The sequence below is a fragment of the Endozoicomonas sp. genome, assembly GCF_051008435.1.
Classification (GTDB): Bacteria; Pseudomonadota; Gammaproteobacteria; order Pseudomonadales; family Endozoicomonadaceae; genus Endozoicomonas_A.
This window is the reverse complement of sequence record NZ_JBPCXO010000119.1, coordinates 1-20905: the sequence shown is the minus strand read 5'-3', so window position 1 is coordinate 20905 and position 20905 is coordinate 1. Positions and strand designations below refer to the sequence as shown.

Below are 20905 nucleotides of genomic sequence, written 5' to 3'. Positions count from 1 at the left end.
CCAGCCCTGCATCATCAAGAAAGGGTTTTAGCGAATGAAAACTGCAATAAACGACTGATTCATCAGCATTAGATAAAATGCGAGACAGCCAGTACGTGCCAGATAGCCTCAGGACTCAAGAATCTCTGAAGCTTCCAGCGCCTCTCGAACAGGCTTGAAAGAGCGACGATGGATCGGAGTCGCTCCGAGCTTTTTCAGTGCATCCATATGCACTTTGGTGGGATAGCCTTTGTGACCTCCAATGCCATAACCTGGATACTGTTTTTCCAGCTCTGCCATCTCTCGATCACGGGTAACTTTCGCAAGAATGGACGCCGCACCGATCACTGGAACACGACCATCACCTTTGATCACCGCCTCAGCAGCACAAGACAGTTCCGGGCAACGATTGCCATCAATCAGCGCCAATTCCGGCTTTACAGAAAGCCCTTCAACCGCTCTTTGCATAGCCAGCATAGTGGCATGGAGAATATTCAGCTCATCAATTTCTTCCACTTCGGCCCGTCCAATGGACCACGACAGAGCCTTCTCTTTGATCTCATCAAAGAGTATATCCCGTTTTTTTTCCGACAGTTTCTTGGAATCATTTAAGCCGGCTATGGGGTTTTCAGGATCCAGTATGACAGCGGCTGTTACCACGGGACCACAGAGCGGCCCTCGACCCACTTCGTCAACGCCGCAAACCAGCGTCACAGCACCGGGAGTAGCAAAAAAATCCATCTCATTCTGTTGCATCGTATTTTCCTACTACCGACATAACCGCCTGGTACGCGAGAGCACTGGCATCGCGCTTAAGCGTTTTATGAATCTCTGTAAACTCCTGAACCAGGTGATTACGCCAAACCTGGTCATCAAGCGCTTGCGTCATAGCTTCATAGAGTTTTTCTGGCGTTGCGTCATCCTGTAACAGCTCTGGCACGCAAGGCTTACTAGCCAATAAGTTGGGGAGTCCAACATGCTCCACCTTCACCAAACGACTGAGAATAGTAAAACTTAATGACGCCATTCGATAACTGATGACCATAGGTCTTTTATGCAACGCTGCTTCAAGAGTTGCTGTCCCTGATGCTATCAAAATGGCATTGGCAGCCGCCATCATTTGGGAAGCTTTACCCACTGCAACCGTCACATCCAGATCCGAAAAGCTTTCCAGCATGGGCAACAGTTGCAGCTTTCTTTTCTCACTAGCACAGGGAATCAGAAATCGAATATCGGGATGATCCTTCTTCAATAAACGAGCTGTTTTTAAAAACAGATCGCCCAAACGCGCTACTTCCGCTTTTCGGCTACCGGGCAATAGAGCGACGACCGCCCCCTCTTCTTCAATACCCAATGTACGTCGGGCTTCTAAAGGATCCGGCTCCCATGCCACCTGATCAGCCAGAGGGTGACCGACAAAAGTAACGGGGACCCCATGACCCTGATAATAATCAGCTTCAAACGGCAGGAGTGCCAGCATATGATCAACAGATCGCCTGATCTTCTTCAGCCGCCCTTCTCTCCATGCCCAGACCTGAGGACTCACATAATGAACCGTCGGTATCTGGTTGGATTTAAGGAACTTTTCCAATGGCAGATTGAAATCGGGCGCATCTATTCCAATAAATACATCCGGTTTTTCTGACACAAAGGTTTCTTTCAGTTGCTTACGAATACCCAGTAGCTCTTTCAGGCGCCCCAGAACTTCAACAAGCCCCATCACCGAAAGCCGCTCCATAGGAAAAAGGCTTTCAAACCCCTCAGCGATCATCAACGGACCGCCAATACCGTAGCAACGGGCATCAGGATGATGAGCCTTGATCTCCCTGATCAGGGCTGCCCCCAGGATATCGCCTGAGGCCTCCCCGGCCACCAGAGCAAATGACAATGTTCTGGACATTCCTATTTATTCACCTTTGAAGATGCAGGACACCCCTGCAGATACCACCTTTGAGCCGACGGAAAAAATACGATGAAGCACTGGATCAGAGGTGGCGGGCAGGAAGGACAGTTTACCAGAATCAGCGAGTAATGCCGCGTGTCGATGCTTTAAGAGAATCAATCAGCAACTGTATTTCAGGCTGTTTTTCCATAGACTCAAGACGATCAAGCGCTTCATTGGTACGTAAGCCTTGTCGGTAGATAAGCTTGTAACATTGACGCAATTCACGGATCAGATCCGGGCTATAACCACGGCGCCTCATTCCCTCAAAGTTCATGCCATGAGCTTTGGCCGGGTTACCGCTGACCATCACAAAAGCAGGCACGTCCTTGAAGATGGCAGTATGAGCAGCACTCATACTGTAATCGCCGATGACACAGAACTGGTGAACAGTGGAAAATCCTCCCAGGATAACCCCGTCCCCCACTCTCACATGACCCGCCAGGGTAGCATTATTAGCCATAATAATGTCATTACCGACGATGCAGTCATGAGCAACATGAACATAAGCCATCAGCAGATTATTACTGCCTATTTTGGTAATCGCTTGATCCTGAGTCGTACCACGATGAATCGTACAACCTTCACGGATGACATTATTATTACCAATTTCCAGCCAGGTGGTTTCACCGGCGTATTTCAGATCCTGGCAATCTTCACCGACACTGGCAAATTGGAAAATTCGGTTATTTCTGCCGATTTTGGTATGGCCCTTAATGACAGCATGGGCATTAATTTCTGTTCCAGAGTCAATTTCAACATTTGCACCGACAACAGCATAGGGTCCGACCTTTACGTCCGGCGCCAGAACAGCACTCGGATCGATGACTGCTGTTGGATGGATCAACTCATCTTTAACAGCATTTGATTCTAGGCTGGAACGGGAATCAATCAAGACTAAAGTTCCTTTCTTGCACAGGTTATTTCAGCAGAGCAGGCTATCTTACCATCAACCTGTCCTTCACAGGTGAATTTCCAGATATTTCTTTTCATGGCCACAAATTTCGCCCTAAGCAACACTTGGTCACCAGGCACTACGGGCAGACGGAAACGAACCTTATCAGCACCTGCAAAATAGTAGATACTTTTGTCTTCTTCCTGCCTGACTTTCATTTGATAGCCCAGAATACCGGCAGCCTGAGCCATAGACTCGATCAAAAGAACCCCCGGCATAATGGGATGATCAGGAAAGTGGCCGGTAAACTGGGGCTCATTGACCGTAATGTTCTTAAGGCATTCAATCACATTCTTCTCCAGATCCACAGAAACCACTCTGTCAATCAGAAGAAAAGGATAGCGGTGAGCCAATATGGACTGAACTTCCTCAATATTGATCATGTCATTCAACTCTATAAAGTTATCAGCAGAGACCTGGAAGCTACCAAGCACCCGCCCCTTCTGATTACGTTGAACACCTGCTTATTTACAACAAAAGGCTGGAAAACCAGCCTTTTGTACGAAGCTCTTTTATAGGGACAATCAAAAAGCTTTAAAACGCGTTTTCAATCTTCGAGTCGGCGTTCACACTGCTTCAGGCGCTTAGCCATATCATCCAGCTTGCGAAACCGAACAGCATTCTTGCGCCATTCACCCGCATCCATAAGCCCAGTTCCAGACGCATAAGCCCCTGAACGGGTTATAGATTTGGTGACCATTGCCATTCCAGACAGATGCACATGATCAGCAATAGTAATATGGCCTGCAAGCCCGGACGCTCCGGCTATAGTGCAGTATTCCCCCACTTTCGTGCTACCGGAAATACCCACATTAGCTGCAATAGCCGTGTGCTTGCCTATAACAACATTATGAGCAATCTGCACAAGGTTATCGATCCTGACACCATCATGAATCACTGTATCGCCCAGTGCGCCACGATCAATACAGGCACAAGAGCCAATCTCAACGTCATCACCAATAATAACGCCGCCAATCTGAGCAATTTTATGCCACTGACCATCAGAACGGGCATTACCAAACCCATCTGCCCCAATCACTGCATTGGCATGAATAATACTGCGCTTACCAATAAACACGCCGTGGCATACCGTCACATTCCGACAGATATGGCTGCCTTCGCCGATCACGGAATCATGCCCAATGATCGCACCGGCATCAATTCTGACACCTTGTGAAATCTGGACTCCAGATTCGACCACCACTCCCGGACCGATAGCGGCCGTAGGATGAATCTGAACATCTTCAGCCAGAACAGCAGTGGAATGAACCCCTTCTGGTTGCCCCCTGTCTGTATCAAACAGATGAGAGAGGGAGGCATACCCCAAATAGGGATTATCCAGAATCAGCGCATTTCCCGCCCAGGCTTCAGCCTGAGCAGGAATCAGAATGACAGCACTCGCACCTGTATTCTCCAGGTAGCGAGCATAAGCTGGGTTGGCGAGGAAAGCCAACTCTCCAGCAGTTGCATCCTGAAGGGTATTTAACCCAGAGATCTGCTCCCCTGCATCACCCTTAAGTTCAGCACCTACCCTCTCAGCCAGCTCAGACAGGGTATAGGAAAAAGATTGCTTCATGGATCACTTCAACTTGTTCATACGCTCAATCACCTTACGGGTGATGTCCAATTCAGGCTTCACGAAACGAGCAGCACCACGCTCCAGAACCAGATCATAGTTCTGCTCTTTAGAGACTTCATCGATGGCCTTTTCAAGTTTTGGTCTCATCTTGCCCAGCTCAGCCTGGTCAGAACGAGCTTTTTCACCACGCAGCTGACGATCCTGAAGCTGAAGATCTTCAAACTTTCTCTTGATCTCAAGCTGACGATTCTCACGCTGTCCATCTGTCAACGTAGGACCGTCCTTCTGGAGTTTTTGTTCCAGTCCCTTGATTTCGTCCTGAAGGGATTTCAACAGTTTGATCTTTGGAGCAAACAGCTTTTCAGCTTCTTTGGCATATTTTTTGGCTGCGTCTGACTCAAGAACAGCCATCTCTGAGTCCACAACAGCAATCTTTTGTGCCTGAGCCAATGGAGACATCAGCAGCAAAGCTATAAACGCCAGTTTGATCGATTTCAAGTTCATTCTCCTGAAAATAAGGCAAAGTCCAAGCCAGAGCATACAACTATAAGCCAGAAACACTCTAAAACCAGAAACATCGAGTCATGTTTCTGAGACATCTCCGGATGTTCCAGCTGAGCAGTACGCGAGATTGGCCTCATTATAATGAAAAGACACTATATCGCATCTATTTAATGCTGTACTGCCTTTACACAATCTGTATAAGTTGAACGATTGTTCCGAAATCCTGATACAGGAAAACACATAGATGACATCATAGTCTTAACAAACCGAATCAAGAGTCAAATCATGGGGAAGTACAGCGGAAAGCTGACCAGGACAAACCTGGTCAGCTTTTATGCTTTTAGAAGGGTGTACCCAGCGAGAATGCGAACACCTGAGTCTCATCTTCGCCTTTAGGATTGAGCGCTTTAGCCAAACTAAAGGTCAGCGGACCAAGCGGAGTGATCCAGGTCAGACCAATACCCGCACTGTAACGCAACTCGGCAAAATCAGGCTTTGAACAGTCCTTGATATCACCACTGGGACAACTGGTATCAAACACATTACCAAAGTCAAAGAACAGACTGGTTCTGAGCGAACGCTGGTCCTTCACAAATGGCAATGGGAAGAGAATCTCAGCGGTACCCTCGATAACCAGATCACCACCAATTGAGTTGTAATCACTGCCATTCTTTTCCTTAGCCTTAGGACCCAAAGAGTTATCCTTGTAACCCCGAACGGAACCAAAGCCACCTGCATAGAAATGCTCAAAGAATGGAATATCGCTGGTATCACCATAAGAACCGATATAGCCAACCCGGGTAGAAACCCGACCCGTCAATGATTGAGTAATTGGCTGGAAGTACTGACCTCTGTAGATCAGCTTATAAAAGCTGACATCTGACCCAGGAATGGTGACCTGAGCAGAAGCACTCTGGGAGTAACCACGGGTAGGCAACAGCCCTCGGTTCAATTCACTCTCAGACCAACCAAGGGTAGCCTTCAGGTTCGTGAAATTGTCTCCGTTTTCCTTCAGATAATCCAGAATGTAATCTGGCGTATCGGTACCCGTTTTAATACTGGTCGCATCGACACCTAGCCCCATACTGATAGACTGAGTTTCTGATATCGGATAACCAAAGTTGACATTAGCGCCCGTCGTATCAGCGGCGTAATTCGAAATATCGGTATTACTGTAATCGTATGAGCGATGGAAAACACTGAATCCACGACTCACACCATCAACCGTGTAGTACGGATCGGTGAAGCTGAAGTTATAGAGCTGACTGACATCACTCTTATTCAGACCCACAGATACCTTATTACCAGAGCCAAGGAAGTTGTTCTGACTAACAGAACCACCCAGCAGCAAACCATCAGACTGAGAGTAACCCACACTGGCCGTGATACTACCCGAAGGCTGCTCTTCAACCGTATAGTTCACATCAATCAGATCACTTGTTCCGGGAACCGGAGGTGTTTCAACATTCACCTCTTTGAAGTAACCCAGCCTTTCCAGACGAACTTTAGACTGCTCGATCTTATGAGTATTGGCTGATGCACCTTCCATCTGACGCATTTCGCGACGCAGAACTTCGTCTTCAGTCTTGGTATTACCCGAGAAATTAATTCTGCGCACATAAGCACGCTTACCAGGGTCAACAAAGAAAGTCAGAGACACTGTTTTCTTTTCATGATCCGGTGTAGGAATACCGGTCACATTGGCAAAGGTATAACCTTCGTTACCCAGGCGCCTGCTTAGTATTTCCTCGGTCGTGGTAATAACCCTTCGGGAAAAGACCTGCTCCGGCTTGGCCAGCAGCAACATCTCTGCTTCATCTTCAGGGATAATCAGGTCACCGGCCAGTTTAACATCGCTGACCGTGTACTTATCACCTTCATCAATGTTGACAGTGATAAATACGCTCTGCTTGTCAGGACTGATCGAAACCTGAGTAGAGCGAATATTAAAATTGATGTAACCACGATCAAGATAATAAGAACGCAGACGTTCCAGGTCACCAGAAAGCTTTTCTCTGGAATACTTGTCGCTGGAGCCGAAGAAAGAAAACCATCCGGATTCTTTCAGTTCAAACAGATCGACGACATCTTCCTGCGGAAAGACACTATTACCAACAACATTAATATGCTGAATAGTGGCAACCTTGCCTTCTTTAACATTAATCGTCAGCTTGATCCGGTTACGAGGCTGCGCTTCAACTTCAGCAGTGATACTGGCCCCATATCGCCCCTGGGCAACGTATTGACGTTCCAGCTCCAGACGAATGGCTTCCAACGTAGCCTGCTGAAAAATTTCACCTTCTGCCAGGCCTGATTTACTCAAGCCCTGCTTGAGGTCTTCAGACTTGATCGCTTTGTTACCTTTAATAACGATCTCGCTGATTGAAGGTCGCTCAATTACTGAAATGACCAGGACGTCACCGTCTCTGGCCATTTGAATATCTTTGAAATACCCTGTGCGGAACAGGGATTTAGCTGCACTGGAAATCTGCACGGATTCAATATCATCCCCTACTTCAATAGGCAATGAATTAAATACCGTTCCGGCTGAAACCCTCTGCAGGCCATCAATCCGGATATCAGACACTACAAAAGCGTTGGCGCCTGACGCATAGGCCATTGAGCCAATCAGCAGAGACAACAGTGATCGCTTCATGGAATCCGTTCTTAGTCCGTGTTCATCTTTTACTCTGGGTAGTCGCATCAGAAAAGCCGGCTTATGTCGTTATAAAGAGCCAGCATCATCACACTGACCACCAGAGTCACCCCAATTTTCAACCCAAACATCTGGGCCTTTTCAGACAGAGGTTTACCCCTGACCCATTCCACCAGATAAAACAACAGGTGTCCTCCATCCAGCACAGGAATAGGCAGTAAATTCAAAACCCCGAGACTGACGCTCAACATAGACAGGAAATAGAGAAAATTCTCCAGCCCTGATTGCAGGGATGCGCCAGCCACTTTAGCAATGGTAATGGGACCGCTCAAGTTTTTTACTGAAACCAGCCCCCTCACCATCTTCCACAGAGACTCAAGAGTCATTCCCGTCAAGGCCGACGTCGCCTGAACAGCTTTGGGAACTGCGGACAAAGGATTAAACTGCAAGGTCCTGGTCATATCGTCAGGCCAGGAGACTGACTGCACTCCTGCACCAATATAACCCACACGCTGACCTTCCACTTCTTTCTCGCCCGGCATAAGGGTGAGCCCCTGAACACTGCCATCTCGTTCAACTTCTATCTGCAGCGTTTTACCAGGATGACCACGAATCAGGTTAACCCATGCCAGCCAATCCTGTACAGGCTCACCATTGGTTTTAAGGATCTTGTCACCAGGCTTTAAACCGGCCTGTTCCGCAGCACCACCCGCAACCACCTGACCCACGATCGCAGGTATCTGAGGCGAATAGGGAACTACACCCAGGGATTTGATGGGGTTCAGATCCTCTTCACCCACCAGCCAGTTATTCAAGGGAAGCTGCCTGATGACTTCACTACCATCTGGCTTCTGACCTGGCACACCTGGCTTGACCGTAACATCAACGGTACGATTCTCACCTATAAACGACAAAAGCTCCATATTAACCTGTTGCCACCCAGGCGTTTCTATAGAGCCAATCTGTACAATTTCATCACCAGGCTGAATACCTGCCAGAGCAGCAGGAGAATCAGGTAGTACTTTTTCTACCTGTGGCAGAACCGTCTTAACACCCAGCACATACATCAGCCAGAGCGCAGCAATAGCCAGCAAGAAGTTAGCAATAGGACCTGCAGCTACTATGGCAATACGAGAAAGAACGGGCTTACGGTTAAACGCAAACTCCTTATCAGCGTCAGGTACTGGACCCTCACGCTCATCCAGCATCTTGACATAACCACCCAACGGGATGGCTGCAATGACGTATTCAGTTCCCTGACGATCGGTTCTTCTCCAGAGAGCTTTACCAAAACCCACAGAAAAGCGCAGCACCTTGACACCACAACGACGAGCCACCCAAAAGTGTCCAAACTCATGGATACTGACAAGAATCCCCAGCGTTATGACAAAGGCCAGAAAAGTCTGCAAAGTTCCAAATATCATTTCGCGCTACCCAACCTCCGGTACGCCCACCTGTCTACCTTAGCCTGAACTGACACAGCAGCAGGTGACAGAGTTTTATAATTCAAAGTACGACTGTAAATAGAATACCGCCAGAATGACAGCGAATTATATGCCTTTTAACCTTATGCACATCAAGCTGTCTTATGCCACTGTTCAATCTGCGTTCGGGCCTGCAATCTAGCCCGGCGATCAGCATCCAGCACCTGCTCAATATCTCTGGCACTGTTCACCTGAAGCGCCTGCAGGGTAGCATCAATCACATCCGGAATACGATCAAAGCGAAGGTAGTCACCTAAAAAGGCTTCTACGGCAGCCTCATTAGCTGCATTCAACATTGCCGCAGCAGTGCCTCCGGTAGAAGCCGCATCCTGAGCTAACTGCAAACACTTGAAACGCTGCATACAGGGCTTTTGGAAATCCAGTCTACCCACATCCGCCAGAGAAAGAGGTTCAACCCCCGACTGAATGCGTTCAGGCCAGGCCAAAGCATGAGCAATCGGCGTTCTCATATCAGGATTACCCATCTGAGCGAGAACAGAGCCATCCTCGTAATCAACCAGAGAGTGAATAATGCTCTGCGGATGAATGACCACTTCAACCTGCGAGGGGCGAGCACCAAACAGCCAGCAGGCCTCGATAAACTCAAGGCCCTTATTCATCATCGTCGCCGAGTCTACTGAAATTTTTCGACCCATACTCCAGTTTGGATGAGCACAAGCCTGAGCGGGTGTCACCGAAGGAAGGCTTTCAACCGGGGCATCCCTGAAAGGACCTCCTGAAGCCGTCAATAGAATTCTTCGAACCCCCACTCCCTCTAAACCATCTCGATAGCCATGAGGCAGACACTGAAAGATAGCATTATGCTCGCTATCAATGGGTAACAACTGAGCTCCAGACTCCTTTACCGAATCCATAAAGAGAGCCCCAGTCATCACCAGCGCCTCTTTATTAGCCAGCAATACTTTCTTACCCGCTTTAACAGCAGCTAGCGTTGGCAACAGCCCGGCAGCACCGACAATGGCCGCCATGACCACATCAATCTCTGAATCTGCAGCCACCTGAGCGACCGAACGAGTACCACCCAGTACTTCTGTCTTATAACCTTCTGCCTTAACCGACGCCCTTAACTGTTCTGCAACAGCTGGGTCAGACATAACAGCAAAGTCAGGCTTGAATGCCCTGACCTGCTCCAGCATTAGGTCATGGCTGCGACATGCAACCAGCGACCTGACTCTATAACGACCGCTGTTTCGAGCAATCACATCCAGAGTGCTTTTGCCAACAGAACCGGTTGAACCCAGTACACAAACTTGTTGCATGCTTAACTCCCACCGACAATCAGAGCCAGAGTGAAAACCGGTACAGCCGCTGTAAGACTGTCTATTCTGTCCAGAATACCGCCATGCCCCGGAAGTAAATTACTACTGTCTTTTATTCCACGCTCACGCTTGAGCATACTTTCAAAAAGATCACCCAGCACAGACACCAGAACAACCAGTACTGAAAGCACTAATAATCCCAGGCCCCGGGCAAAACCAAGATCAGCATAAAGACCCACACAGGCCGCAACCAACAATGACATGAGGAGACCGCCAACCAGCCCCTCAATGGTTTTCTTGGGACTCACCCGTTCCGCCAGCTTATGACGACCCAGATTTTTACCGGCGAAATAAGCACCAACATCAGCCGCCCATACCAAAAGGAAGACCAACATAATGGTCCACCCTTGCTGATCATGAAACTTGAGCTTTGACAGTGCAAACCAGGCAGGAATCAGTGTCAACAATCCCATCAACAGCCTGAGCATTCGACTGTGGCAGAATCGGGCTGAAACCGGATACCCTTTAACCAGAGCAAAAGCCAGCAGCCACCACAACACCGAAATGGCCAGCAACACATATGCCGACATATCTTTCACAAGCCAACAGGCAACACCTGTCAGTAACACATAACCTATCCGTGAGACGGTATCTTCAAAGCCTGATAAATTAGCCCATTCCCAAGCTCCCAGCATGATAACCAGAGCAATCAGGACTGAAAAAGCGGAAGGGGGAAGGAAGATAACGCTGGCCAGGGCCAATGGCGCCAATACCACAGCCGTGAGAATTCTCTGTTTTAACACGTAGCCTCAGCCTCCACCTGCTCACTGGTCTTACCAAATCGTCTCTGACGATTAACATAAGCCAGAAGCGCACGCTCAAATTCCCTGCGATCAAAATCCGGCCACAGGGTTTTGGTAAAATAAAATTCGCTGTAGGCACACTGCCATAAAAGGAAATTACTGATACGTTGCTCACCACTGGTTCTAATCAGAAGATCAGGCTCAGGCAAACCTGCCGTACTCAAATGTTGACCGATTAACGACTCATCCACTTGATCTACGGATATCTCTCCCTGCTCTACCATTTTAGCTACTTTGCGAGCTGACTGAGCAATATCCCACATCCCCCCGTAATTGGCAGCAATCACCAGGGTAACTTTCGCTTCGTCTGCAGTCAGTGCTTCCGCTTCAGCAATATGTTCCTGAATCACCGAGCTAAAACGACTCACGTCGCCTATGATTTTTAGTCTGATGTTATTCTTTTTGAGTTTACGCGTCTCTCTTCGCAGCGTTCTCAGGAACAACTCCATCAAACCATCCACTTCATTTTTGGGTCGATTCCAGTTTTCACTACTGAAAGCAAACAGGGTCAGAACCTCAACGCCCACTTCCCCACAAGCTTCAACCACTTCCCTGACCGCTTTCACACCCGCGCGATGACCGGCAAGACTGGGAAGCAGCCGCCGTTTCGCCCAGCGGTTATTTCCATCCAGAATGATGGCCACATGGCGGGGCAACTTCTTAACCGGGACTCCCTCTAAGCTGCCGATTTCCTCTTGCGATTTCATGGCCATTCACTATTTTGTTGATCTGAAAAAACAATCTATTAACAACACCTTGCAGGAGCTCACAGCAAATTGCAAGCTCCTGCAGAGGCCTACTCCCCATGCCTGAAACCTTGATATGCAAGGCATTTAGACATCCACCTAAAAGACAAAATCCCTGATCGAACGAGAGATATTAGGGAGCATTAAACAACCATGAACCGATAATACAGCCACCAACAAATGATGGAGTTAACCGCAACGCTGACATGGCTGTATATTCATAACAAATCAATAAGAAGACGAAGCCCTTAGACTTCCATCAGATCTTTTTCTTTGCTGGCCAATGCCGCATCAATAGCAGCAATATACTTGTCCGTTACTTTCTGGATATTATCCTGTGCACGACGCTCATCGTCTTCACTGATTTCCTTTTCTTTCTCCAGCTCCTTGACATCAGCCAGCGCATCACGACGAATATTGCGGATAGCAATCTTGGCGTTTTCAGCTTCCTGACGAGCCTGACGAGTGTAGCCCTTGCGAGTCTCTTCGGTCAGAGGAGGCAGAGGAATTCTAATCACTTCACCTGCACTGGAAGGGTTCAGACCCAGATCAGATTTCAGAATCGCTTTTTCTACATCAGGAACCATCTGCCTTTCCCAAACGCGAACAGTCAGGGTTCTGGCATCTTCACTGGAAATGTTAGCGACCTGACTCAGTGGCGTCTCGGAGCCATAGTAGGATACCTTGACGCTATCCAGCAGACTCGGGTGGGCACGACCAGTTCGAATTTTGGCAAACGCACCATTCAGAGAATCAACACTTTTACTCATGCGCTCTTGCGCATCTTGCTTAATTTCTTCAATCATTTATCACCCCAGTCACCAGTGTTCCTTCTTCGCCACCTACCACTGCATTGAGCAGAGCACCGGATTTATTCATATTGAAAACCCGAACAGGCATCTGCTGATCCCGGACCAGACAGATCGCGGTTAAATCCATAACCCCAAGCTTGCGCTCAAGCACATCATCATAGGTCAGGGATTCAAATTTTACTGCATCAGGATGTTTGACAGGATCCTTGTCATAAATACCGTCAACTTTCGTTGCTTTCAGAACAACATCAGACTCAACTTCAATACCACGCAGACAGGCTGCAGAGTCTGTTGTAAAGAAAGGATTACCGGTACCTGCAGAAAAGATCACTACATCGCCACCATTAAGGTAGCGCATTGCACGACGATGATCATAGTGTTCAACAACACCATCCATCGGAATGGAAGACATAACGCGGGTATTGATATTTGAACGCTCAAGGGCATCACGCATAGCCAGAGCATTCATGACAGTGGCCAACATACCCATATGGTCACCAGTAACACGATCAAGACCAGCAGCACTCAGCGCTGCTCCACGAAAGAGGTTTCCGCCACCGATTACGATACCAACCTGAACGCCGATACCTACCAGCTGGCCGATTTCCAGGGCCATTCTGTCAAGAACACTGGGATCAATGCCAAAGCCCCCTTCTCCTTGAAGGGCCTCACCACTGAGCTTAAGCAGAATGCGCTTGTATTTCGGTTGTCGATCATTTGCCGGCATTTTCAGCTTTCCAATTCAGAGTTAGGCGAAGAAGCGCCTGCCCCCGATAGCCTGCCGACTCAGCCCAAGCCCTGCTGAATGAGCTTTATACACTGCTTGCAGCTGGAGACCAGCCAGTTGTAAACAACCTTGAACAATGTATTTATGACTCAGACTTCAGAACACGGGTTAAACCTGCAGGCCTGCTGAACAGACTTTAAAAAGTCTGCCCAGCTAACAGGTCAGGCACCATCCATTAACCAGTAATAACCAGTATCAGGATTAGAGTCCAGCCTGAGCGCGAACTTCAGCAGCGAAGTCCACTTCTTCCTTCTCAATACCTTCACCCACTTCGTAACGAACGAAGCCAGTGATAGTCGCGTCAGCTTTCTTGGCCAAAGCGCCTACTTTAACATCAGGATCTTTAACGAAAGGCTGTTCTGTCAGGCTGTTTTCAGCCAGGAACTTATTGATACGGCCAACAATCATCTTCTCGATGATTTCAGCTGGCTTGCCTGACTGTTCTGCCTGAGCCTTGAAGATTTCCTTCTCTTTCTCAACCAGATCAGATGGCATGTCGTCCTTATTAACAACCTGAGGATTTACAGCTGCAACGTGCATAGCCACATCACGAGCCAGCTCAGTGTTGCCACCGTCCAGGCTAACCAGAACAGCAATACGCTTGTTACCGTGAACGTAAGCGTCAATCACACCACCTTCTACGATTGCAATACGACGAACACCGATGTTTTCACCGATCTTCTGTACTAGAGCCAGACGAGCTTCTTCCAGCTCACCTTCCATCAGCTTGGCCACGTCAGCTTCCTTACGATCAAAAGCAGCATCCACTACTCTCTGAACGTAACCCAGGAAGTTGTCATCACGGGCAACAAAGTCGGTCTCGGAGTTCACTTCAACCATTACACCAAAGGAGCCATCTTCGGCAACTTTGGTAGCTACAATACCTTCAGCGGCAGTACGACCTGCTTTCTTGGCGGCTTTAGCCTGACCAGATTTACGCAGCTCTTCAATCGCCTTTTCGATATCGCCTTCTGAAGCAACCAGAGCCTTTTTGCATTCCATCATGCCCAGGCTAGTGCGTTCACGCAGTTCCTTAACCAGTGCTGCAGTAATTGCTGCCATGGTGGATTCCTCTCGCAAATATTCAATAAGGGGTTCAGGATAGCTTTGAGCCTTCTAAAACTGCCTCAAGCTTTTATGATATACACAGAAGCTTGTGCATACTGAAGCTCTTGTCAATAACCATCCCGAATGACAAACGCTTTTTTAAATCTGAAAAAGGGGGCTATGCCCCCTTTTCGCAACAATCAGAAAATTAAGCTTCCTTAGCTTCTTCCTGACCGTCATCAGCCTTGGCTTCAGCAGTAGCTGCTTCACCAGCTTCTACTTCAACTTCAACTTCAACGAACTCGCTTTCAGCGCCAGTATTGGCAGCTGCACGACCGTCGAGAATGACATCAGCAGCAGCTTTGATGTAGAGCTGGATAGCGCGAATCGCATCATCGTTACCTGGGATAACGTAATCAACGCCTTCAGGACTGGAGTTGGTGTCAACGATACCGATGACAGGGATACCCAGCTTGTTGGCTTCTTGAATAGCGATGCGCTCGTGCTCAACATCGATAACAAACAGTGCGTCTGGCAGACCACCCATTTCCTTGATACCACCGAGAGAGCGATCCAGTTTTTCCAGATCACGACGGCGCATCAGGGCTTCTTTCTTGGTCAGCTTTTCAAAAGTACCGTCTTCAGCCTGGACTTCCAGGTCACGCAGACGACGTACAGACTGACGAATGGTCTTGTAGTTGGTCAGCATACCACCCAACCAGCGGTGAGCTACGAAAGGCATGCTGCAGCGAGCAGCTTCCTCACGAATGATCTTACCGGCAGCACGCTTGGTACCAACAAACAGAATCTTGTTCTTACCTTCGGACAGCTTGCGAATGAAGCTCATGGCTTCATTAAAGGCAGGCATTGTGTGCTCAAGGTTGATGATATGGATCTTGTTGCGAGCACCAAAGATGAACTTATTCATCTTCGGATTCCAGAAACGAGTCTGGTGACCGAAGTGCACACCCGCCTTGAGCATGTCACGCATAGTGACTTGAGACATGATAATTCTCCTGTTTCAGGGTTAGGCCTCCACACACCCCATGGATTCGACCCGATGATCAGCTTACGCTGATAGCGCCCGGGCACCCTGAATCATGTGTCGGTGTATGTGAGTTCTGTTAAAAAATCAAATAAAAAACCCCCTACTCAGGTGACCCTGAACACGAGGACGCAGTTTTATACCACAATCGGACGATTTTTCAAAGCAGAAGCACACTTTTGCGGAAGAATCGTGAAGCAGAAGCAAACCAATACTACTATTAACTGCCATTCCAGAATCATGAATCCCTGCATCCACCCACAAGACTTCCTGAAACCACTGAATTCCAGGCATTCCTTCCGAGGAGAGACACCCCCTTATGAAGACCCTGAGGCTTGTGACTCTGCTGATAACCAGTCTACTTCTGAGTCCATTCAAAGCAACAGCCCATCCCCCCAACGAACCACACTCCAGCGAAGCACCATCAGCCACCACCCTTGCAATCTCCCCGGTAATGGACAGCACTATCAGGATGGCTCTCGAAGACGAATGCACAGAAAACCCTGAGTTTATTCCAGTTAAACACTGCTTTCTGAATAATCACTACCACCCTGGCGATGAGAGCCCCAGAGTGATGGCTCTTTGTGAAATCGGCAAACACAACCGAACAGTCGCCCTGTCTGAAGCAATAACAACGCTTCAAACACGTCAGCACAAAAACCAGCAATATTATGTTTTATTGATGACCACCGGATTTGCATCGATCCGCATTCTCACAGGCCATACCAACGCGCCCTCACTGATCAACTCCATGATTACCGCTCCAGTGGCATCGCTCACCTACCTCGAGAATATAAATAACAACCGAAGTATGTCCGACATGGCCGCTGAACCGCCTTCTTATGAGAACACTCTGGAAAACCTGTCACCTCTGGTTCTTTATTCTTATGCTATTTATGAATTCTCCGAGGCCCTGTACTCAGGAAAAACAGAATATATTGCCCACGGGTTTGCCATGATCTCAGGATGCGCTGCCACTCACCATGAAGGCAAAATCCGCCTCGCCATCTACGGCATGGTGACAGAGACTTCTCAAGTATTCTTCAATGCAGGCTACCTGCACAAAACGTTTTTTATGAGAAAAAGACCCTCCAGGATCTTCTTCGCCCCCTTTGCTTTCTTTTTCTTTGCTTCCCGCTGGATCATCTTTCCCTGGGAGCATTACAAATTTATAAGAAATACCTATCTGGTCGAAGAGGAATATAGAAAAGCTCCCCTGATGAATACTATCATCACGGTTACCGGTTTTGCCGGTGACCTGCTCAACCTCTACTGGGGCATATTGATCATCAGAAATGTTAAAAGGTATCTCTGAGCAGCACTTTGCCCAACTCTTCATTCTTTTCTGATAGAATCAAGACAAGTGAATCCGTAAAGCCCATGGAAAACGGTCGAGGTAAAGCATCATGCGTGAACACTTTACGTTTACCTGGCCTCACATAGAACATTTGAAATGAACGTTACGATCAAAACTCCTGAAGACATCGAAAAAATGCGCATTGCCGGCAAACTGGCTGCCGAAGTACTTGAAATGATCACACCTCATGTCAAGCCTGGCATTACCACCGGCGAACTTGATCGCATCTGTCATGACTATATTATGAACGAGCAAGACGCCATTCCTGCTCCACTGAACTATGGCGCAGCGCCAGGACGCCCTGGCTTTCCCAAATCGATATGTACGTCATTAAACCATGTGGTTTGCCACGGCATCCCCAATGACAAGAAATCGTTAAAAAGTGGTGACGTACTCAATATCGACGTCACCGTCATCAAAGATGGCTACCATGGCGACACCAGCAAAATGTTTCTGGTTGGCAACGCCCAGCCCTTTGCAGAAAAACTGGTTAAAGTGACTCAGGAATGCATGTACAAGGGCATCGAAATAGTTAAACCCGGTGTTCGTTTAAGCGACATTGGCCGCGTTATTGCCCAGCACGCACATGCCAACCATTATTCGGTGGTTGAAGAGTATTGCGGCCACGGCATCGGTAAAGTATTCCACGAAGAACCTCAGGTTCTTCATTATGATGGCTATGGCGACCATAATGACTGCGTGCTGCAGGAAGGAATGACCTTCACCATAGAACCCATGATCAATGCGGGTAAGAAATTCACCAAACTACTGGGTGATGGCTGGACTGCAGTCACCAAGGATCGTCGACCTTCGGCCCAGTGGGAGCACACCATTCTCGTTACGGCTGACGGAGTTGAAATCCTGACCCTCAGAAATGACGAAACGCTTACCTTCTGATCCCTGAATGGCTCGCCTGGTGCGGGCCATTTTTTTAGCGACGGAATGCGATAAAAAAATCTGTTTCACACAAGCCAGACTCACTATGAATCATGCAAGCCCCCAGATCCCCGACCACTTTAAGTCCAAGCTGTTTGATAAAACCTCATTTGTTACAGCACTCACCACACAACCTTCTATCCCCCTATACAAAGACACGATAAGTTCTGGCAGAGAAACGCTAAACCAGTGGTTCAAAGAAGAAGTCAACATTGACCAACTGGTTTACAGCCACACCTGGTTCATCGATCAGATCCTTATTGCGGCCTGGGAGCAACTCCCCTGGAAAGACTCAGAACACATCAGCCTGCTCGCAGTGGGTGGCTATGGCCGGGGGGAACTGCATCCCGGCTCCGACATAGATATTCTGATTCTTTTGGAAAGTGACGCATACCAGCTTCATCAGTCAGAAATTGAAGCTTTTTTAACGACTTTATGGGATATCGGCCTGAAAGTAGGCTCCAGCGTTCGGTCTATAAAGGAATGCTCAGAACAGGCCAGAGACGACCTGACTATCATCACTAACCTGATGGAAGCACGCCCACTGTCTGACCCTGAAAATCTGAACAAACAGCTTCAGATAAAAATAGATGTCAGTCATATGTGGCCAAGTAAGACCTACCTTCAAGCCAAGTTTGCCGAGCAGAAATTCCGACACAAAAAGTATGCTGACACTGAGTACAGCCTGGAGCCCAATGTCAAAGGCTCACCTGGCGGCATTCGTGATCTGCACATGCTTGGCTGGGCGGCACGGCGGCACTTTGGCACACAGGACCCCATCAAACTGATGGCCCTGAATTTTCTTACCGAAGCCGAATATGAGCAACTGATCCGCTGCCGGGCGTTCCTCTGGAAGGTGCGCTGGGCTCTTCACACCCTGACCGGACGGGGCGAAGACAGACTATTGTTCGACCACCAGCGCTCACTGGCTGAGCAATTCGGCTACCAGGACCACCCCGGGTCACTGGCGGTAGAGCAGTTTATGCAAAGCTATTTCCGAACTGTTCTCATCGTTGCCCAACTGAAAGATCTGATTCTTCAAAACTTTGATGACAAAATCCTGAATGCGGACAAACCACAAACCATAGTCCCTATTAATGAGCGCTTTCAGATACACAACCAGTATATAGAAGCGACGAACGATCAGATTTTTACCGAATACCCGCCGGCCATTCTGGAAATGTTCGTCTTGATGACCCGCAACCCTGAGATCCTCGGTCCACGCGCCGAAACCATCCGCCTGTTACGAGACATTCGACACACTGTTGACAATCAGTTCAGAAAAGACCCAAGGTGCGCCAAACTATTTCTTCAGCTGCTGCAAGCGCCCTACGGCCTGACTATCAGCCTTCGAAGAATGGCCCGATACGGAATTCTGGGGCGATACCTGCCAGAGTTTGGCCGAATCATCGGACAGATGCAGTTTGATCTCTTCCACAGTTATACCGTCGACGCACATACCCTGTTACTGATCAAACACCTGCGCAGCTTCCGATACGAAGAAAACAAACAACGCTACCCCATAGCCTCCAGCATCATCCATGACATCAAAAAACCCGAGCTTTTGTATGTTGCCGGTTTGTATCACGACATTGGCAAAGGGCGTGGAGGCGACCATTCTCAGCTGGGTGCAGTAGATGCAGCAGTCTTCTGTCGACGACATGGCCTGAGACGAGTCGACACCAAACTGATTGTCTGGCTGGTTCGTGAACATCTTACCCTGTCGATTACTGCCCAGAAAAAAGATCTATCCGATCTGGAAGTCATCCAGGATTTTGCCCGGAAAGTAGGCAATCTGAACAACCTGAATCATCTTTACCTGCTCACAGTTGCCGACATCAACGCCACCAACCCCGAGCTCTGGAACGGCTGGCGCTCTTCCCTTCTTCAGCAACTCTACAGCCAGACACGTCAGGTACTTGAATACGGTATTGAAAACATGCCTGACAGTGATGAAAGACTTCAGGACATTCAGCAGGAAACTCTGGAGTTACTGGATGATACCGGTCTGGATCTCAAGATGATCCACTCGCTCTGGGATACTCTGGATGACGATTACTTTTCTCGTCATGACCCCCATGAGATTGCCTGGCATACCCGGGGAATTCTTGAGCACACAGGACAGGAACCCTTAATACTGACTCGGGAAACGGACACCGACACAGAGCACAGCGGCTCTCAGATTTTTGTTTACACACCCGATCGTCTCAATCTTTTTGCAGCAACAGTAGCTGGACTGGATTATCTGCACCTGAGTATTCAGGATGCCAGAATCATCACCTCAACGGATCAATTCAGTCTGGATACCTATACGGTACTGGAAGAAGATGGTTCTGCCATAGGCGACCATGAGTCGAGAATTCTGCAGATTCACCAATATTTGCAACAGATACTCAGCGTTCCTAACCAGATACCCGTTGCAGCCCAGAGACGCACCCCCAGACAGCTCAGACACTTTGCCAAAGAACCCTTGATCACAATCAGTAATTTACCAGGCATCAAAAAGACCTTACTGGAAATCAAGGCAACCGACAGGCCAGGACTACTGGCCACAGTGGTCAGAAAGTTTGTGGATCTTGAGCTACAGGTTCACAACGCCAAAGTAGCCACGTTTGGTGAAAAACTCGAAGACAGCTTCTTTATCACCGACAAAAACAATCAGCCGATCAGCGATCCTGATGTCGCTGAAGAAATCTGCGACACCCTGAAGGAGATTCTACAGCAGGCTTCTGAGCAGGACGTCATTCGTTTCCAGAAGTCTTGATTCAAAAGATGGTCAGCCTCGCAGTAGGTTGACCATCACAAGCTCTAGGAGTCTGTCGGACTTAGCCGACCGTAGCGAGAAAAAGTCCGGTTTGAGACAGTTTTTATGATTATTTGAGGCGAATAGCGAGCTATTCAACGAAAAGAATCATAGAAAATGGCCAAATCCG

At 48.3% G+C, this 20905-nt stretch carries 18 protein-coding genes; 3 read left to right on the top strand and 15 right to left on the bottom strand.

Translation table 11 applies throughout. The features are described from left to right. Nucleotides 1-108 precede the first annotated feature (108 nt). The 15 genes from rnhB to rpsB all read right to left on the bottom strand — a co-directional run bounded on the left by rnhB (nt 109) and on the right by rpsB (nt 15640). Nucleotides 109-735, bottom strand: coding sequence for a ribonuclease HII (gene rnhB, locus ACR2PX_RS05520; RefSeq protein ID WP_433998364.1), 627 nt, complete (start codon nt 733-735; stop codon nt 109-111). After that, nucleotides 722-1879 (bottom strand): lipid-A-disaccharide synthase, encoded by a 1158-nt coding sequence (gene lpxB, locus ACR2PX_RS05515; protein WP_433998363.1) that lies wholly within the window; start codon nt 1877-1879, stop codon nt 722-724. The genes rnhB and lpxB overlap by 14 nt, the downstream gene beginning before the upstream one ends. 121 nt (nt 1880-2000) lie before the next feature. Then, complete coding sequence (lpxA, locus tag ACR2PX_RS05510) at nt 2001-2768, bottom strand: acyl-ACP--UDP-N-acetylglucosamine O-acyltransferase (RefSeq protein WP_433998379.1); 768 nt, start codon at nt 2766-2768, stop codon at nt 2001-2003. Nucleotides 2769-2818: 50 nt separating this feature from the next. Beyond that, complete coding sequence (gene fabZ / locus ACR2PX_RS05505; protein WP_433998378.1) at nt 2819-3259, bottom strand: 3-hydroxyacyl-ACP dehydratase FabZ; 441 nt, start codon at nt 3257-3259, stop codon at nt 2819-2821. A 164-nt stretch (nt 3260-3423) separates the two neighbouring features. Continuing rightward, on the bottom strand, nt 3424-4452 hold the full coding sequence (gene lpxD / locus ACR2PX_RS05500; RefSeq protein WP_433998362.1) for a UDP-3-O-(3-hydroxymyristoyl)glucosamine N-acyltransferase: 1029 nt from the start codon (nt 4450-4452) through the stop codon (nt 3424-3426). 3 nt (nt 4453-4455) lie between these two features. After that, nucleotides 4456-4953 carry an OmpH family outer membrane protein gene (locus ACR2PX_RS05495; protein ID WP_433998361.1) on the bottom strand — a complete coding sequence of 166 codons (498 nt, stop codon included), beginning with the start codon at nt 4951-4953 and terminating at the stop codon, nt 4456-4458. 346 nt (nt 4954-5299) lie between these two features. Next, complete coding sequence (bamA, locus tag ACR2PX_RS05490; protein ID WP_433998377.1) at nt 5300-7615, bottom strand: outer membrane protein assembly factor BamA; 2316 nt, start codon at nt 7613-7615, stop codon at nt 5300-5302. 47 nt (nt 7616-7662) lie between these two features. Continuing rightward, a complete protein-coding gene (gene rseP / locus ACR2PX_RS05485) occupies nt 7663-9039 on the bottom strand; it encodes a sigma E protease regulator RseP (protein ID WP_433998360.1) in 1377 nt (458 codons plus the stop codon). A 152-nt stretch (nt 9040-9191) separates the two neighbouring features. Next, a complete protein-coding gene (ispC, locus tag ACR2PX_RS05480; protein WP_433998359.1) occupies nt 9192-10379 on the bottom strand; it encodes a 1-deoxy-D-xylulose-5-phosphate reductoisomerase in 1188 nt (395 codons plus the stop codon). Nucleotides 10380-10381: 2 nt separating this feature from the next. Then, the gene (locus ACR2PX_RS05475; RefSeq protein WP_433998358.1) at nt 10382-11182 is read right to left on the bottom strand and encodes a phosphatidate cytidylyltransferase; all 801 of its coding nucleotides are present in this window, start codon (nt 11180-11182) and stop codon (nt 10382-10384) included. Then, nucleotides 11176-11955: a polyprenyl diphosphate synthase gene (gene uppS / locus ACR2PX_RS05470; RefSeq protein ID WP_433998357.1), complete on the bottom strand. Its 780-nt coding sequence runs from the start codon at nt 11953-11955 to the stop codon at nt 11176-11178. The genes ACR2PX_RS05475 and uppS overlap by 7 nt, the downstream gene beginning before the upstream one ends. Before the next feature lie 281 nt (nt 11956-12236). Beyond that, entirely contained in the window at nt 12237-12794 is a 558-nt protein-coding gene (gene frr / locus ACR2PX_RS05465) for a ribosome recycling factor (RefSeq protein ID WP_433998356.1), read from the bottom strand. Beyond that, complete coding sequence (gene pyrH / locus ACR2PX_RS05460) at nt 12787-13527, bottom strand: UMP kinase (RefSeq protein ID WP_433998355.1); 741 nt, start codon at nt 13525-13527, stop codon at nt 12787-12789. The genes frr and pyrH overlap by 8 nt, the downstream gene beginning before the upstream one ends. Before the next feature lie 261 nt (nt 13528-13788). Next, nucleotides 13789-14649, bottom strand: coding sequence for a translation elongation factor Ts (gene tsf, locus ACR2PX_RS05455; RefSeq protein ID WP_433998354.1), 861 nt, complete (start codon nt 14647-14649; stop codon nt 13789-13791). 193 nt (nt 14650-14842) lie between these two features. After that, on the bottom strand, nt 14843-15640 hold the full coding sequence (gene rpsB, locus ACR2PX_RS05450) for a 30S ribosomal protein S2 (RefSeq protein WP_433998353.1): 798 nt from the start codon (nt 15638-15640) through the stop codon (nt 14843-14845). 358 nt (nt 15641-15998) lie between these two features. Here rpsB and ACR2PX_RS05445 point away from each other — a divergent pair, with 358 nt between their 5' ends. The 3 genes from ACR2PX_RS05445 to glnD all read left to right on the top strand — a co-directional run bounded on the left by ACR2PX_RS05445 (nt 15999) and on the right by glnD (nt 20736). Continuing rightward, complete coding sequence (locus ACR2PX_RS05445; protein WP_433998352.1) at nt 15999-16994, top strand: TLC domain-containing protein; 996 nt, start codon at nt 15999-16001, stop codon at nt 16992-16994. 138 nt (nt 16995-17132) lie between these two features. Further along, complete coding sequence (map, locus tag ACR2PX_RS05440) at nt 17133-17933, top strand: type I methionyl aminopeptidase (protein ID WP_433998351.1); 801 nt, start codon at nt 17133-17135, stop codon at nt 17931-17933. Nucleotides 17934-18018: 85 nt separating this feature from the next. After that, nucleotides 18019-20736: a [protein-PII] uridylyltransferase gene (gene glnD, locus ACR2PX_RS05435; RefSeq protein WP_433998350.1), complete on the top strand. Its 2718-nt coding sequence runs from the start codon at nt 18019-18021 to the stop codon at nt 20734-20736. The last annotated feature ends 169 nt before the right edge of the window (nt 20737-20905 follow it).

What these genes read in the sequence shown, in the direction of transcription:
- uppS (WP_433998357.1), bottom strand. Translation starts at nt 11,955, where the DNA reads ATGGCCATGAAATCGCAAGAGGAAATCGGCAGCTTAGAGGGAGTCCCG.
- rseP (WP_433998360.1), bottom strand. Translation starts at nt 9,039, where the DNA reads ATGATATTTGGAACTTTGCAGACTTTTCTGGCCTTTGTCATAACGCTG.
- glnD (WP_433998350.1), top strand. Translation starts at nt 18,019, where the DNA reads ATGAATCATGCAAGCCCCCAGATCCCCGACCACTTTAAGTCCAAGCTG.
- rnhB (WP_433998364.1), bottom strand. Translation starts at nt 735, where the DNA reads ATGCAACAGAATGAGATGGATTTTTTTGCTACTCCCGGTGCTGTGACG.
- lpxD (WP_433998362.1), bottom strand. Translation starts at nt 4,452, where the DNA reads ATGAAGCAATCTTTTTCCTATACCCTGTCTGAGCTGGCTGAGAGGGTA.
- pyrH (WP_433998355.1), bottom strand. Translation starts at nt 13,527, where the DNA reads ATGCCGGCAAATGATCGACAACCGAAATACAAGCGCATTCTGCTTAAG.
- tsf (WP_433998354.1), bottom strand. Translation starts at nt 14,649, where the DNA reads ATGGCAGCAATTACTGCAGCACTGGTTAAGGAACTGCGTGAACGCACT.
- ispC (WP_433998359.1), bottom strand. Translation starts at nt 10,379, where the DNA reads ATGCAACAAGTTTGTGTACTGGGTTCAACCGGTTCTGTTGGCAAAAGC.
- fabZ (WP_433998378.1), bottom strand. Translation starts at nt 3,259, where the DNA reads ATGATCAATATTGAGGAAGTTCAGTCCATATTGGCTCACCGCTATCCT.
- lpxB (WP_433998363.1), bottom strand. Translation starts at nt 1,879, where the DNA reads ATGTCCAGAACATTGTCATTTGCTCTGGTGGCCGGGGAGGCCTCAGGC.
- map (WP_433998351.1), top strand. Translation starts at nt 17,133, where the DNA reads ATGAACGTTACGATCAAAACTCCTGAAGACATCGAAAAAATGCGCATT.
- bamA (WP_433998377.1), bottom strand. Translation starts at nt 7,615, where the DNA reads ATGAAGCGATCACTGTTGTCTCTGCTGATTGGCTCAATGGCCTATGCG.
- rpsB (WP_433998353.1), bottom strand. Translation starts at nt 15,640, where the DNA reads ATGTCTCAAGTCACTATGCGTGACATGCTCAAGGCGGGTGTGCACTTC.
- ACR2PX_RS05445 (WP_433998352.1), top strand. Translation starts at nt 15,999, where the DNA reads ATGAAGACCCTGAGGCTTGTGACTCTGCTGATAACCAGTCTACTTCTG.
- frr (WP_433998356.1), bottom strand. Translation starts at nt 12,794, where the DNA reads ATGATTGAAGAAATTAAGCAAGATGCGCAAGAGCGCATGAGTAAAAGT.